Annotated in this window: 16 protein-coding genes and 1 other RNA gene; 9 read left to right on the top strand and 8 right to left on the bottom strand. The window is 31.0% G+C overall.

The genetic code is table 11. The features are described from left to right. Position 1 precedes the first annotated feature (1 nt). Both kdsB and BP92_RS0111625 read right to left on the bottom strand, forming a co-directional pair. Positions 2-727 carry a 3-deoxy-manno-octulosonate cytidylyltransferase gene (kdsB, locus tag BP92_RS0111620; protein WP_026726216.1) on the bottom strand — a complete coding sequence of 242 codons (726 nt, stop codon included), beginning with the start codon at positions 725-727 and terminating at the stop codon, positions 2-4. Positions 728-754: 27 nt separating this feature from the next. Next, positions 755-2,179, bottom strand: coding sequence for an ATP-dependent DNA helicase (locus tag BP92_RS0111625; RefSeq protein WP_026726217.1), 1,425 nt, complete (start codon positions 2,177-2,179; stop codon positions 755-757). Positions 2,180-2,302: 123 nt separating this feature from the next. Between BP92_RS0111625 and BP92_RS0111630 the strand changes: the two genes are divergently transcribed. From BP92_RS0111630 to rsmD, 3 genes are read left to right on the top strand one after another with little or no spacing between them, the layout of a single operon-like run. Further along, positions 2,303-3,064, top strand: a complete 762-nt coding sequence (locus BP92_RS0111630; RefSeq protein WP_051604464.1) for a hypothetical protein — start codon at positions 2,303-2,305, stop codon at positions 3,062-3,064. Then, on the top strand, positions 3,048-3,860 hold the full coding sequence (locus BP92_RS0111635; protein ID WP_026726219.1) for a DUF3822 family protein: 813 nt from the start codon (positions 3,048-3,050) through the stop codon (positions 3,858-3,860). The genes BP92_RS0111630 and BP92_RS0111635 overlap by 17 nt, the downstream gene beginning before the upstream one ends. After that, positions 3,857-4,435, top strand: a complete 579-nt coding sequence (gene rsmD, locus BP92_RS0111640; RefSeq protein ID WP_026726220.1) for a 16S rRNA (guanine(966)-N(2))-methyltransferase RsmD — start codon at positions 3,857-3,859, stop codon at positions 4,433-4,435. The genes BP92_RS0111635 and rsmD overlap by 4 nt, the downstream gene beginning before the upstream one ends. A 13-nt stretch (positions 4,436-4,448) precedes the next feature. On the opposite strand, the gene rnpB is transcribed toward rsmD, so the two are convergent. Next, positions 4,449-4,774: RNase P RNA component class A (gene rnpB / locus BP92_RS16795), an RNA gene on the bottom strand. A 125-nt stretch (positions 4,775-4,899) separates the two neighbouring features. Here rnpB and BP92_RS0111645 point away from each other — a divergent pair. From BP92_RS0111645 to BP92_RS0111660, 4 genes are all read left to right on the top strand, one after another. Next, positions 4,900-5,208, top strand: a complete 309-nt coding sequence (locus BP92_RS0111645) for a hypothetical protein (RefSeq protein ID WP_026726221.1) — start codon at positions 4,900-4,902, stop codon at positions 5,206-5,208. Positions 5,209-5,317: 109 nt separating this feature from the next. Further along, a complete protein-coding gene (gene dnaX / locus BP92_RS0111650) occupies positions 5,318-6,391 on the top strand; it encodes a DNA polymerase III subunit gamma/tau (RefSeq protein WP_026726222.1) in 1,074 nt (357 codons plus the stop codon). A gap of 350 nt (positions 6,392-6,741) precedes the next feature. After that, positions 6,742-7,080, top strand: coding sequence for a DNA polymerase III (locus tag BP92_RS17370; RefSeq protein ID WP_245598380.1), 339 nt, complete (start codon positions 6,742-6,744; stop codon positions 7,078-7,080). A 9-nt stretch (positions 7,081-7,089) separates the two neighbouring features. Beyond that, on the top strand, positions 7,090-7,353 hold the full coding sequence (locus tag BP92_RS0111660; RefSeq protein WP_026726224.1) for a hypothetical protein: 264 nt from the start codon (positions 7,090-7,092) through the stop codon (positions 7,351-7,353). Here BP92_RS0111660 and BP92_RS0111665 read toward each other — a convergent pair whose 3' ends face one another. The 5 genes from BP92_RS0111665 to BP92_RS0111685 form a co-directional block, all read right to left on the bottom strand. Further along, a complete protein-coding gene (locus BP92_RS0111665; RefSeq protein WP_026726225.1) occupies positions 7,354-7,959 on the bottom strand; it encodes a hypothetical protein in 606 nt (201 codons plus the stop codon). It abuts the gene before it with no gap. A 90-nt stretch (positions 7,960-8,049) separates the two neighbouring features. After that, positions 8,050-8,511 carry an IS200/IS605 family transposase gene (gene tnpA / locus BP92_RS0111670; protein ID WP_026726226.1) on the bottom strand — a complete coding sequence of 154 codons (462 nt, stop codon included), beginning with the start codon at positions 8,509-8,511 and terminating at the stop codon, positions 8,050-8,052. Between the two features lie 131 nt (positions 8,512-8,642). Continuing rightward, on the bottom strand, positions 8,643-9,533 hold the full coding sequence (locus tag BP92_RS0111675) for a Ppx/GppA phosphatase family protein (protein ID WP_026726227.1): 891 nt from the start codon (positions 9,531-9,533) through the stop codon (positions 8,643-8,645). A gap of 9 nt (positions 9,534-9,542) precedes the next feature. Continuing rightward, complete coding sequence (ppk1, locus tag BP92_RS0111680; protein WP_026726228.1) at positions 9,543-11,627, bottom strand: polyphosphate kinase 1; 2,085 nt, start codon at positions 11,625-11,627, stop codon at positions 9,543-9,545. After that, positions 11,620-12,111: a SixA phosphatase family protein gene (locus BP92_RS0111685; protein ID WP_026726229.1), complete on the bottom strand. Its 492-nt coding sequence runs from the start codon at positions 12,109-12,111 to the stop codon at positions 11,620-11,622. Before BP92_RS0111685 ends, ppk1 begins: the two co-directional genes overlap by 8 nt. Before the next feature lie 266 nt (positions 12,112-12,377). On the opposite strand from BP92_RS0111685, the gene BP92_RS0111690 reads away from it, so the two are divergent. Then, positions 12,378-12,860: a hypothetical protein gene (locus tag BP92_RS0111690; RefSeq protein WP_150111929.1), complete on the top strand. Its 483-nt coding sequence runs from the start codon at positions 12,378-12,380 to the stop codon at positions 12,858-12,860. Positions 12,861-12,870: 10 nt separating this feature from the next. Continuing rightward, complete coding sequence (locus BP92_RS16225; RefSeq protein WP_051604465.1) at positions 12,871-14,883, top strand: DUF11 domain-containing protein; 2,013 nt, start codon at positions 12,871-12,873, stop codon at positions 14,881-14,883. The last annotated feature ends 269 nt before the right edge of the window (positions 14,884-15,152 follow it).

A 15,152-nucleotide genomic window follows, 5' to 3' on the forward strand; every position in this document is an offset into this window, starting at 1 on the left:
ATTACAATAACTTTCTCGCTTTTTCTAAATCTTCAGGAGTATCTATTCCGATACTTCCGTGAGAAGTTTCTACCATTTTAATGCGTTTTCCATATTCTAAGTAACGTAATTGCTCTAATTTTTCAGAAGCTTCTAACGACAACATGGGTAAGCGGTAAAAATCCATTAATGCTTCTTTTCTGAAAGCGTAAATTCCGATGTGTTTCATATAACGAACACCTACATTTTCCTCTCTAGGATAAGGAATTACCGAACGCGAAAAGTATAAAGCAAATCCTTGTTGGTCAGTAATTACTTTTACGTTATTCGGATTGTTAATTTCTTCTTTATCAGATATTTGAAACATTAAAGAACCTAAATCAACTTTCTTTTCGGTATCGTTTTTAAAAACTTCGATTAACTCTTCTAACGGTTTTTTATTGATAAATGGTTCATCGCCTTGAACGTTAATCACAACATCGACATCCATATTTTCAACAGCTTCCGCAATTCTGTCACTTCCGCTTTCATGTTCTTTTATCGACATGATGGCTTTGCCTCCATTCGAAATGATTTCGTTGAAAATCAAATCAGAATCCGTCACTACAAAAACATCATCAAATAAATTTGTTGAAATAGCGGCTTCATACGTTCTAAGAATTACGGTTTTGCCTCCCAAATCTTGCATTAATTTTGCAGGGAAACGTGTGGAAGCATATCGAGCAGGAATTACAGCTATTATTTTCATTTTTGATTTTGTTTGATTACAAAAGTATTAATTTTCAAAAAACTCATCCTTAAATCCGATTAAATATAATTTTTCTTCAGCACGCGTGATGGCGGTGTATAACCAACGGACATAATCTACATCAATTCCGTCAGGTAAATATGGTTGTTCTACAAAAACGGTTTTCCATTGACCACCTTGCGATTTATGACACGTAATAGCATACGAAAATTTCACCTGAAGTGCATTGAAATAAGGGTTTTCTTTTACTTTCTGTAATTTTTTATATTGTTGGCGTTCTTCTTCATAATCCAACAACACTTCCTGATACAATTTATTCGATTCTTCATAAGTCAACGAAGGCGATTCGCTCATAATCGTATCTAACAAAATAACGGTGTCAAACGGAATTTGATTCGGATAATCAACCATTCTGATTTTTACCGTAGCGAATTTGAATCCATACAATTCTTGAATTTTTCTGATTTCTAAAATTTCGACAATATCACCATTAGCGATGAAACCGGCTTCTGAATTTTCGGGTAACCAGAAATAATTGTTTTTCACTACCATTAAATAATCTCCAGTTGAAATTTCGCTTTCTTTGGATAAAATAGAAGCTCTAATTTGTTGGTTGTATTGATTCGCTCTTTTATTCGAACGCAAAATAAAAGCTGTATCTTCTATACTATAACTATCATACGCTTGATGAATGGCATCTTGAATATCATAACCATCTTGCAAACGAACAATATCTTTAAAACCTTTTAATTTAAATTGGAATGTATCAATAAAAGGCGAATGCAATAATTCTCGTAATTGGGTAGCATTGTACAAAATTCCAGAATGCTCCGCTTGACGCATCACTTCATCCAACTCTATATGATGCACATTTTTTTGATAATGAAGCGAAAGCGAGTCAATATCCAAAGCTGGACTCACACTCATATTTACAGGCGGCAACTGAGCGGTATCTCCTATTAATAATAACTTGCAATTATTTCCAGCATCCACATAAAAAAACAAATCATCTAACAACGAACCATTTTCATACAGTTTAGAATCTTGATTATTATCCGAAATCATAGAAGATTCATCAACTATGAACAGTGTGTTTTTAAATTTATTTTGTTGCAAAGTAAAACTTACTCCTCCGGTTTTATTTTTTTTGGGGAAATAAATTCGTTTATGTATTGTGTAAGCCGGTTTTCCTGAGTAATTACTGATTACTTTTGCAGCTCTACCTGTTGGTGCAAGTAATACCGCTTTCATATTAACATCGGCTAAATTATTAATTACGGTAGAAATTATGGTTGTTTTACCCGTTCCGGCATAACCTTTGAGGATAAAAATATCATCAGAAGTTGAGTTCAAAATAAAATCGGCAATTTTTTGAAAAAAAATATCCTGTTTTAGAGTGGGTTGAAACGGAAAATTATTTTGTAATAAATTGTAAAACAGCTTGTAAGTCATAAAAAAGATTTGACCAATATTAATTTTTCAAATATACTGAATGATTTTTACAAGAAATTCTTTTGTGTAGAAAAAAAAATTGTAGATTTGCGTACCTATTTAACTAAAAAATAAATTAATCAAATGTTAGAAATTGCTATTTATTTAGTCGTATTAATTATTTTAATCTTTGCGTTGGTTAAACTAATTGACAAATTTGTTACTCCAGGAAATAAAAAAGTATTCACTATTGTATTATGGGGAATTTCTATTTTTCTTGTATATTTAATATACGCTTCGATTATGAAACCAATCGAGTTTCAAAATGAAAAAGAAGCTCGCTACGAAGTAGCTGTTAAAACAATGTTAGATATTAAAAAATTACAAACAGGGTACAAGTCTGTTCATGGAAAATATGCTGACACTTTTGATGAATTAGTAAAATTTGTTGAAAATGGCGAATTTGAAATTATTTCAAGAAGAGATACTGCTGTAATTGATGCTGCTAAAAATGCTGCTTTTGGTATTAAAGTTGGAGCTGACGGAGTTGGTGGTTTCTTTAAAGATGAAGTAATTATTACAAAATTAGGAACTGTTAAAGTAAAAGATTCATTATTTAAAAATTCTGACAGATACAAAAGATTAAATGTTGTAAAAGTTGGTGAAGTTGAAGTTCCTGTAGTTATGAAAACAGGTGTAGTTTCAAGAAACGATATGAATCTTTCTGTTTTCCAAGCTATTATTGACAAAAATGCTTTATTAAAAGATTTAGATCAAGAATTAGTAAAACAAGAAAATAAAGTAGAGTCTATTGACGAAATCAATGGTCCTCAAATTATTTTAGGTTCTTTAGAAGAAGTTACTCTTACAGGAAACTGGCCAAAAAAATATGGTAATAACGAATAACGACATTACTCAAAAAACATATAAAAAGTTGTCCATTCAGGTTTCCTTGAGTGGACTTTCTTTTTGTGTCTTTGATTTACTTTCTAACAAAGTAATAAACACGATGTCAATTCACTTTCAAAAAAACAAAGTAATTGAAGAACAATTGTGGAGAACCTTTGTGGATTATCCTATCCTAACAAAATCATTTGATGAAGTAATGGTAATTCATGATAATAACTTGAATACTTTTGTGCCAACTTCCCTATTTGATGTTCATTTTTTAGCAAGTTATTTGCAATACAATACCAAAGTTTTTGAAACGGATTTTTTTATCCATGATGTTATTTTTCCTTACGAAATGAATAATGTTTATGTTCCTTTCGTTAATATTAATAATTTCTTGTTAGACCAATACGAAACTTTTGAATACCAAAATGCGAATTCTATTTTAGTAAAACAACTTTTGGATTTGTCTAAGAATAAAGAAGAAAAACAAGTTTTTGTTCATCTTCAAAAAGAGCATTTTGAAATTGTTGTGGTAAAAAATCAGCAGTTAATTCTTTTCAATTCATTTCAATACAATACACCAGAAGATTTTATTTATTTCATCTTGTTTACTTGCGAACAATTACAATTAAATCCAGAAACTATTTCAGTTCAGCTTTTTGGAAATTGTACTGAAGAAGATGCCTTTTATAAAATTGCTTTTAAATATATTAGAAACTGTACTTTACTTGATGTTTCAAATAAAGCTTCAATGTTAGATGTTTCTTCTGCAGAATTGAGAAATCACTTTATACTTTATCATTCATGAGAATTATCTCCGGAAAACACAAAGGGCGCCGTTTAGTAGCACCAAAAAACTTACCTGTTCGTCCTACAACCGACATGTGTAAAGAATCGTTATTCAATATTTTGAATAATTACTTTAATTTTCATGGTTTAAAAGTTTTGGATTTATTCTCAGGAACGGGCAATATCAGTTACGAGTTTGCTTCTCGTGGTGCTGGACCAATAACTAGTGTTGATGGCGATATGGGTTGTGTGAATTTCATCAAAAAAACCGCAACAGAATTAGATTTAGATATTAGCGTAATCAAAAGTGATGTTTTCAAATTCTTAGAAAAAAGCAAAGCAAATTATGATGTCATTTTTGCTGATCCACCTTATGATTTGAGTCAGGAGAACTTTGAAAAAATCATTCAACTTATTTTTGAAAACGAGCTTTTGGAAGAAGAAGGAATGTTAATTGTAGAACATTCAAAACATACCAAACTAGATCATTTGACAAATTTTTCCTTTTCAAAAAGTTACGGAGGTTCTGTGTTTTCTTTTTACGAATTCGAAAGCGACGAAGAAGAGAATTATGAAGAGGAAGACGAAGGATAGAATCGTCACAAAATAAAAAAGCAGACCTATAAGCCGGATTCTGTCTCCGATAAATCGGAGCCTTATCATTTATCTAGATTACGCATTACTACGTAACTCAAGCTGCCTACCCTTCAACATCGGACGAGTCGCCCTTATTTTGATTACTCAAAAACAGCTGATATACTTGGCATTTCACCGCATAGAGTTTACCTGGTTTCACTACAGCATTACCTGTACATACTTTCTGTTGCACTTGTCCTCACCTTTCGGCGGATGGGCGTTACCCACTATGCTACTCTTTGGTGTCCGGACTTTCCTCCATCCGCCGAGGCGGACGACGATAAGGCGGTCTGCGGTGCAAACTTACGATAAATTCTAACGTTTTAAATAAATTTTAATACATAGTTTAACATAATCTTTAGCTTTTAAGAGCTAATATATTCGTAAATTTATAGGTCGCAAATTTATAATACTTAATTCTTATGTCAACTATTTATCACTATGCTTCTGTCTCTGAAGCGCTTCTAAAATTAAGAGAGAAAGGGTTTACATTTGATTTCAATCAAAATGAAGAAGATATTATTTTGCATCCCGAAAATTATACCATCAATCACATTTACCATTACGAAGGCAACTCTAATCCAGATGACGCAGCAACCGTTTACGGAATCGTTTCCAAATACGGATTAAAAGGTGTTTTTGTAACTGGAACTTCGGCTAATTCTTCCGATAAAAATGCTGAAGCAATTGCTAAACTTTCTATTAAAGGCAAGCATTCAACATCCCTTTAAAACTTAAAAACTAAATTGTGAATAACTTTTATAAAGATTCACCTCAATTTGGTTTTTGGAATTTGCTTTTTGGAATTTCCCAACCTATATTTGTGTTTCAATAGAATTTATGGAACAATTTATCGTATCAGCTCGTAAGTATCGTCCGCAGACATTTAAAGATGTTGTCGGACAACAGGCTATTACTAATACTTTGTTGAATGCTATTGAAACGAATCACTTGGCCCAAGCCTTATTGTTTACTGGACCTCGTGGTGTTGGAAAAACAACTTGTGCTCGTATTTTAGCTCGAAAAATCAATCAAGAAGGATATGATGATCCGTATGAGGATTTTTCGTTTAATGTATTCGAATTAGATGCAGCTTCAAACAATGGTGTTGATGATATTAGAAGTATTATCGACCAAGTGAGAATACCTCCACAAACTGGAAAATACAAAGTATATATTATTGACGAGGTGCACATGCTTTCACAAGCGGCTTTTAATGCTTTCCTAAAAACATTAGAAGAACCACCAAAGCACGCCATTTTTATTTTAGCGACTACCGAGAAACATAAAATTATTCCAACGATTTTATCACGTTGTCAAATTTTTGATTTCAAAAGAATTACGGTTAAAGATGCTAAAGAACATTTAGCCGAAATTGCTAAGGAACAAGGTGTTGCTTACGAAGATGATGCATTGCACATTATTGCCCAAAAAGCAGATGGTGCTATGCGTGATGCTTTGTCAATTTTTGACAGAGTAGTTTCATATTGCGGAAATAACTTAACCAGACAAGCCGTTACCGAAAATTTAAACGTATTAGATTTTGAATATTACATCAAAATCACCGATTTAATTTTAGAAAATAAAATTCCCGATTTACTTTTAGCTTACAATGACATTTTAGCTAAAGGTTTTGATGGACATCATTTTATTGCTGGCTTGGCTTCTCACTTTAGAGATTTATTGGTTTGTAAAAATCCTTCTACTTTACCTTTATTAGAAGCAGGTGAACAAGCGCAAGCCTTATATGCAGCGCAATCGCACAAAGCCATGCACGACTTTTTAATCAAAGGAATTGAATTGGCAAACGAATGCGATTTGAAATTTAAAGTCAGTCAAAATCAGCGCCTTTTAGTTGAACTTTGTTTGATGCAATTAGCCTCTATCACTTTTGATGGAGAAAAAAAAAAGTAGCTAAATTTATAATTCCGGCTACTTATTACAAGAACAACTCCTACTCTATTACTGAAGTTTCAACGGTTAAAACGCAAATTCCAACTGAGGAAACAAAACCTGTTATAGTATCTGAAACAGTTGTAAACGAACCTATAGTTGCTGAAATTCCTCAAGTTCAAAATGAAGTAGTTGCTCCCATTGTTCCTGAAATTCCGAAACCCGTTTTAACCAATTTAAATCAGACAGGAACTAAAGTTTCGGCACTTTCATTAGCGAGTATTAAAGCGAAAAAAGAGTTAGAAGCCCAACAACAAACTTTTCAAAAACACAGAGAGGAATTACCTTCAGAAACGTTTAACGAAACCGATATGTTGTTACAGTGGAATAAATTTGCTCAAAAAATGACCGATAGTGGAAAGCGTTTGTTAGCAACATACATGCAAATGAACGATCCAACGTTAAACGGAACCACCATAACTTTAGAACTTCCAAATCAAAGTACGAAAGAGGAATTTTTATCGGGTTGTCATGAATTAATGGGATATTTAAGAGGAAAATTACATAATCATGACATTACTATTGAAGTAGTGGTTAACGAAGCTACCGAAAACAAATACGCCTTTACTCCACAAGAAAAATTTGAACGTTTAAAACAAATTAATCCAGCTTTAGACTTGTTAAGAAAGACGTTTGATTTGGATGTGTAAAATAAATTTATGAAAAAGCTATTCATAATATATTTGATTTTAAATTGTATTTATTTTAATGCTTATTCACAAACGAATGATAAGAATTTACTCTATGTGAATTTGATAAATGAAAAAGTTTATATTAAAAACAAAGAAATTAAATTGGATAGTTTATCCTTTGAACTAGCTAAACTTAAAAAAGAGAATCCGAATATTATTTTTAAATTAAAAGTTGATAACAAGACCAAAATGAAAACTTTTTCAGAGGTAAAAAAAATATTAAATAAATAACTATCTTTTAAATTTTATTGTACTAATAACATTTAAGATTTCTTCTCCGGTTTCTTTTTTAACATTATAACCATATAAATTTAAATTCATATAATTTCCTCTTTCTTTATAAAGTTTTTCAAAATATACACCTGTAATTCCAATTCCAGACAATTTTGGATTTACAATTTTTGCTTTTTTATTGTCTAAAACATAAAATTTAGAAAGAGATTTAGATATGCCTTTGTCATCAAAGTTATTATAATCTTCAACTATAACATATTCATTTTCTTTGAGATTATTTTTTTCTTTCTGACTTAATTTATCATAATCTGTTTTTGTATAAAGAGTTGGCAAATCTTCTTCTAAATTATTTGAATACCAACCATAATCTGAAGTTATTGTATCATTTAATGAATTAACAAAAACTGATACATCACTATCTATTCCATTTACTTCAATTTCATTCCAAGAATTCGGAATTTTGAAACTAAAATCAATTTTATCCTTTATTTTATATTCTGATGAATTAAATTTCCTTTTAAAATTTGGATAATTTTGAGTTCTATTGTTCTGACAACTAATTAAAAAGCAAAAAGTAAATAAAATAGAATAGTATCTTATCATAATTTTATGTATTAATTTTATTAATCCCGTTAGGGATGAAATCTTGGTAACGATTAACTAACAGTTTCTAAAAATCCCGTAGGGATGACATTAAATAGGCTCTTTAAAAATGTAACGTTCATCATACTCCACTTCAAAAGCTTCTAAAAATTCTAAATATTCCTCTTGAAATGATTTCGTTTTATGACGTTCTTCTTGATTCTGAATGTACTTAATTACATTTTGAACATGGGATTTGGAATACGAAAATGCTCCGTAACCTTCTTGCCACTCAAATTTTACATTTAAAAACTTTTTCTCGTTAATCCATTTGGAGGAATTGGCTTTAATGATTTGCATTAATTCAGAAATGGATTGTGTTGGACGCATTCCGATTAAAATATGAATGTGGTCTGACATTCCATTAATCGCTAATAATTTATGATTATTGGCCTTAATTATTCCTGAAATATATTGGTACAATTCCTCTTTGAATGACGAATGAATTAATCCGTTTCGATATTTTACCGCAAAAACAAATTGGATGTGAATTTGTGTATATGTGTTTGCCATTACCGCTATACCATCCCTATGAGATTAAATTAATTATTATAATTAAATTTTTCTACCAATATGTCATCCCTACGGGACTTATATTTCTGATTTTTTTATCTACCGATGTGTCGTCCCTACGGGACTAATTATTAAATCTTCCCATAATACATCGCTTTCACGATACCATCTGATAATCCAATTTTTGGTACGTAAATATGTCTTGCTCCACTCCATTTCATAGCGTTTAGATAGATTCTTGTTGCAGGAATAATTACATCGGCGCGGTCTGGATTTAAACCAATTTCGGCGATTCTTTGTTCGTAGGTCATGCTGTTCAATTTTTGGTATTGCGAACTTACATATACATACGAAAGTGGTTTATCTTGTTGTTTTTCAGATAATTTGAACAGTTTGTTGATATTTCCACCGGAACCAATTAATGTGATATCTTCAAAAGGTTCGGTATTGGTTTTAATCCATTTTTCAATTTCATGCCAAACCACTTCGTTTACCATATTATTCAACAAACGAACGGTTCCGTTTTTAAACGATTTAGATGCGATGATTTTACCTTCGTAGAATAAAGAAAATTCGGTACTTCCACCACCAACATCCACATATAAATAAGCTTTATCGGTACTGATGAATTGTTTTAAATCGGATGCCGCAATGATAGCTGCTTCTTTTTTACCATCGATGATATCAATTTTTATATCGGCTTTCTTTTTAATGATTTCGACTACTTCTTTACCATTGTAAGCTTCTCGCATAGCTGAAGTAGCGCACGCTTGGTATTTTTCCACCTTATGAACTTTCATCAATAATTTGAAGGCTTTCATGGCGTCAATCATTCTGTCGATATTTTCTTCGGTAATTTCGCCCACGGTAAAAGCATCTTGTCCTAAACGAATAGGAACTCGAACTAAGGAACTCTTGTTAAATTGTGGTGCTTGACCTTCTTGCTCTACAATATTGGTTACCAATAACCTCATGGCATTGGAACCAATATCGATAGCTGCATATTTTTTAATTGTAATCATCTATATTCTTTATTGCACGTTTTCGGCAATTACGTCTAATTTGTTTTGGTAATAATTGTACATTTCTTGTTGGGCTCTAAATGGTTTTTCGTCACCTCTTTTTCTGTAACGATTTAATAAATCTGCCGAATGAATACGTGCTTTTACATTAGCTTTCCAACCTATTTCGAAAGTTTCAATTAATTCTTTTCTAATTTCAGGATCGTAAATAGGACACGTTACTTCTACCCTTGCATCTAAATTACGTGTCATAAAATCCGCAGATGAAATGAAAACTTCAGGTTCACCTGCATTTCCAAAAATATAAATTCGAGAATGTTCCAAATAATTATCTACGATACTAATGGCTTCAATATTTTCGCTCAACCCTTTAACTCCTGGAATTAAACAGCAAATTCCTCTAATTATCAATTGAATTTTTACACCTGCTTGGCTTGCTTCATACAATTTATCCGTCATTTTAAAATCAGATAAACTATTCATTTTCAGTTTGATATAAGCTTCTCTTCCTGAAAGCGCATTTAAAATTTCACGCTCGATAAGCTTATTAAAACGACTTCTAGTATAATGAGGCGAAACAATTAAATGCTTGTAACGATGTACTCTATAATTCACATCGAAGAAATCAAAAATCTTAGCAGCGTCTTTAAGAATTTCAACATTGCTTGTAAATAAAGTCACATCTGTATAAACTTTAGCTGAATTTTCATTGAAATTTCCGGTCGAAATAAATCCGTAGCGTTTAACTCTTCCTTCTTCAATGCGCTCGATAACACATATTTTGCTGTGAACTTTTAAACCTTTTACTCCAAAAATCAATTCGATGCCTTCGGTTTGCATTTGTTCGGAATAGGAAATATTACTTTCTTCATCAAAACGCGCTTGCAATTCGATTTGGACCGTTACTTTTTTACCGTTTTTGGCGGCATTAATTAAAGAACTCACAATTTGTGAATTCTTAGCCAAACGATACAACGTAATTTTAATAGAAGCAACTTTTGGATCTAAAGCCGCTTCACGCAAAAATTTAATGATATAAGAAAAAGATTGATAGGGTGCGTAAAGCAGATAATCTTTCTTTTTGATTCGCTCCAAAATACTTCCTTCTAGTGATAATCCTGGAACGGGTAATGGTAAGTTTTCTCTGTATAATAAGTCGTATCTACCTAAATTAGGGAAATTCATATAATCTCTACGATTGTGATATCTTCCGCCAGGAATAATACTGTCAGAACTTAAAATATTCATCCCTTTAAGGAAAAATTCTAAGGTGTCTTTTCCGATAGCTTGATCATAAACAAAACGAACCGGCTCACCCACTCTTCTTTCTTTAACGGAATTGGAAATCTTTTCCATTAAACTTTTACTCAAATCACTATCGAATTCTAACTGAGCATCACGTGTGATTTTAATCATGTTAGCCGAAATGCTTTCATAATCAAATATATTAAAGATACTATTTAAGTTAAGACGTATAACATCATCTAAAAGAATAATATACTGCTTTTCAGAATTAGAAGGAAGAACTACAAATCGGTTAATCGTATTTGGAATTTCGATTACCGCATATTTGATTTTTTCAGTTGAAGATTCTGTATTCATTACCAATTTAATTGCTAAATATCCAGAAGTATCTTTTAACAAAGGAAATTCTTCTAAGTCATTTAACATGATGGTAACTACTGCGGGACTTACCTTTTGAATGAAATAATCATGAATAAAAACTTCTTGTTCTTTGGTTACTTGTTTTTCATTAATGATATAGATGTTTTCCTTTTCAAGCTTTTTCTCAATTTCGCTAAGGATACGTAAACTTTCAGATTGTTGTTCAATAACAATATCTGTAATTTCTTTCAGCAGTTGTTCAGCAGGTAAACCTAATATTTTTTCTGTATCTGTGTTTTCGTGACTTAATCTACGAATGGCAGCATAACGAACTCTAAAAAATTCATCTAGATTATTGGAAAAAATTCCTAAAAAACGAAATCTATCTAATAAAGGTACATTTTCATCGTTGGCTTCTTGAAGTACTCTTGCATTAAATGTTAACCAACTTTTTTCTCTATCTATATAGTTATTTATGGTATTACTCATTTTTAAATTGGCTTGGAAATAATGTTGCTATTGTTTTTCCTTTAGATAAATCATTCCAATCATTTGTGTCAAATTGCAAAGCAACAACGCCCGATGTAGGAACATTATCAATATAAAGGTCTCCAAATTTATTAACAAATTTTGTAATAGCTTCATTATGTCCAAAAAGAATTAAACTATCATATGAATTTTCACATTTTTTTATGCTTTTTTCGAGTTTTTTAGAATCAAACGTGTATAAATCTTCCGAAAAATGAATCGTTTCAAGTGGAATAGAAAGGTATTGAGAAAAGATATAAGCTGTTTCCTGAGTTCGTTTTGCTTTACTGCTCCAAACAATATAAGATGAAGGCAAAATTTGAGGAGTTTTTGAAGCTATCAAATGGGCATCACGAACACCTCTTTGGGAAATAGATCTGTCAATATCTTGAACTGGTGCATCCCAACTCGACTTTGAATGTCTAATAAGTATTAAATTTTTCATAGTTATTAGTTTAGAGATTCAAATTACTACTTTTTTTTGAATTAGAAGTTAAAGCTTTTATTAATTTTAAGTTAGTTAATAGATTATTTTTAGCACTTTATCGAAAACCCCCACCTAAAGCTAACTAAGTGTTAGTTTTTGAGTAATTTAGCAGTGTTAAATATTCAATTCCCCATTTTTCTCTTTTAAACTTAACTTCATTTTCATCCCCTAAACCCAACCTTAAAATCAACTTACTGTAATTATTAATTTTAAAAATTATTATTATGGAAAGTTTGTCAAAAATTGAAATTAGAACATTATTTCTATGCTCTATTTTCTTAATGTGTTCTACAATAAGTATTAGAGCCCAACAAATTTATAATTGTAATGATGTTTTATTTGAATCAAATCAAGAACTTAAGAATACACTTTCTGCAGTTTTAAATTCAACTGATTTAGTTCAACTAGAATCCAATCAATTTTCAAGAAATTCTAATGATTCTAATGAAGGAACTATTTTAGATATTCGTTACGAAAATTTATATAGAATAAATCAATTAAGTGCAGTAGAACTGTCAAATTTAAAATATTGTATACTAAGAATTAGAAACAATATTAGCCCAATTGATTTAGTTTCTTTGAATTCTTTATTAAATTTAGAATTACTTCATGTAATTATTGAAACTGATTACCAAAGTGTATTTTCAGTACTGAATGTAAATAATCCTAATTTATTTATCACCTATCAGATAAGTGTTCCACAATAAATTTAAAAAAATGAAAACAAAAAATTACTCTAAAGATACAAGTTTTAGTGGAAAAAATATTATCATAATATTCTTTTTATTGATAAGTATTGTAATGCATTCTCAGGTAAGAGTGAATTTTACTCCACGCAAACCTATTGCTTCCCCTTCTACAAGTATTTATAATATTAAAGGTGATTTTACTTTGATAGGAAATACAAATTTAACATTGAATAATTACGATGTTAATGAGCCCAATAGTAATAATAACATGATTTATGTTGATATAGATGGTGACTCAAATACATTTAATTCTTCAAGCGCTAATTTAACATTCTCAACTGAAAATGGCGCAATCCCAGAATGTTCAAAAGTTGTATTTGCTGGTTTATACTGGACGGGAAGATCATCTGATGGCTCAAATAGTCCCGATATTTTTAATGTGACTAAAAATTCAGTTACTAAAACATTTAATAAAAGAAAAGTTAAACTTAAAGGTCCTACTTCTTCATCATATACTGAAATAACTGCAAATACAAACGATATATATTATCCTCAAAACTCTGATGGTTTTATGTATTCAGCTTTTGCTGAAATTACTGAATACGTAAAAGCAAATGGAATAGGTAAATATACTGTGGCTGATATAGCATTAGTTGAAGGAAATGGTGGTTCAACTGGTTATTATGGAGGTTGGGGAATTATTGTTGTCTATGAAAATTCAAAAATGAAATGGAGAGATATCACTGTTTTTGATGGTCACGCCTATGTACAAGGAAACTCAACTTTAAGTCACCAAATCCCTATTTCAGGATTTAATGCGGTTCAAACAGGTCAAGTTAATGTTAAACTTGGTTTAATGGCAGGTGAAGGTGATAGAAGTATTAGTGGTGACTATTTCAATATACAAAGATCTAGTGATAACAATTGGCAAGCTTTAAACCACACTGGTAATTCAACTAATAATTTCTTTAATTCTTCCATTCAAACTGGAGGAAATACAAGAAATCCAAATTTAGTTAACAATACGGGACTAGATATTTCAATGTTTAATATTCCTAATCCAAGTAACTCTGTAATTGCAAACAATCAAACATCCACAACACTTAGATATGGCTCAACTCAAGATACATATGTAATTTTTATGGCTGCAATGGCTGTAGACGCTTACATTCCAGACCCTGAAGGAGTCATGTCTTTAGTAACCATTAATGGTGTTCCAGCGACTTCTACGACAACTGTTACTCCAGGTCAAGAAATTGAATACTCCATTAAAATACTTAATGAAGGAACTGAAAATATAAATAACGCTCAAATAAAAATTCAATTACCATATACAGCAACATTTGTAAATGGAAGTCAAAACGGTGTTATTAATTTTAGTCCGCTACCAACTCCAAATAATATTTATTTTAATCCAAACGATGGTCCATCAGGTACTCTTATTTGGGACATTGGAACATTACCTGTTCCAGCAACTCCTACAACAGTCTTAGGAGAATTAAAATATAAAATAAAAATAACTGAGGATTGCTTTTTATTAAAAAATCCAAATTGTGTACCTTCTGCATCCTTATTTGGTTATATAAATGGAATTGGTGCAATTACAGGAATACAAATTATAAATAAACCTTTTATTCAAGGATATGTTACAAGTGGTTTATGTATTGGAGATCCTATTTTAAATCCTATAACGACAATGATTGATGCTACAAACTTCATTAATCAAAACTGTCAAAACACTATTACCGAATTAGTTTTTAATTATTGTAGTCCTATATCTCAAGTGCCATTTAATTCGATTGCGTCAAACTATCCTATTGGTACACAATTTTATAACAGTTATCCCGTTAATGGAAGTACAATTGAATATACAAATTCAAATCCATTTCCAAATACTTTGGGAAGTTTCAATTACTATGCTGTACCACCAAATGCAAATGGTTGTTACTATACTTTAAAAATTAACATCGTTGGAAGTCCAACAATTACAGCACCACAAGCTGTCAATATTGTTGGTTGTAGTACAAATGCAATAACTTGATTACCATTTAGTACTACTCCAGTTTCAATAACATTACAAGATTTTATTAATTTAGGTGGAAATGTATCAAATAATTCTTTAAGCTATACTATAACTTATGTAGATGCAATTACTGGAAGCTGTCCGACTGTTATAAACAGAAGTTATACATTAACTACATTATGTGTCACAACTAATTTGACTCAGGTTTTTACTATAGAAAGACCAGATTTTACATTACCTGCAAATACATCATCAACTGTAGCTTGTGCTGCGGATATTGTAGCGCC

Origin of the sequence: Flavobacterium sasangense DSM 21067 (assembly GCF_000686885.1) — a bacterium.
Classification (GTDB): domain Bacteria; phylum Bacteroidota; class Bacteroidia; order Flavobacteriales; family Flavobacteriaceae; genus Flavobacterium; species Flavobacterium sasangense.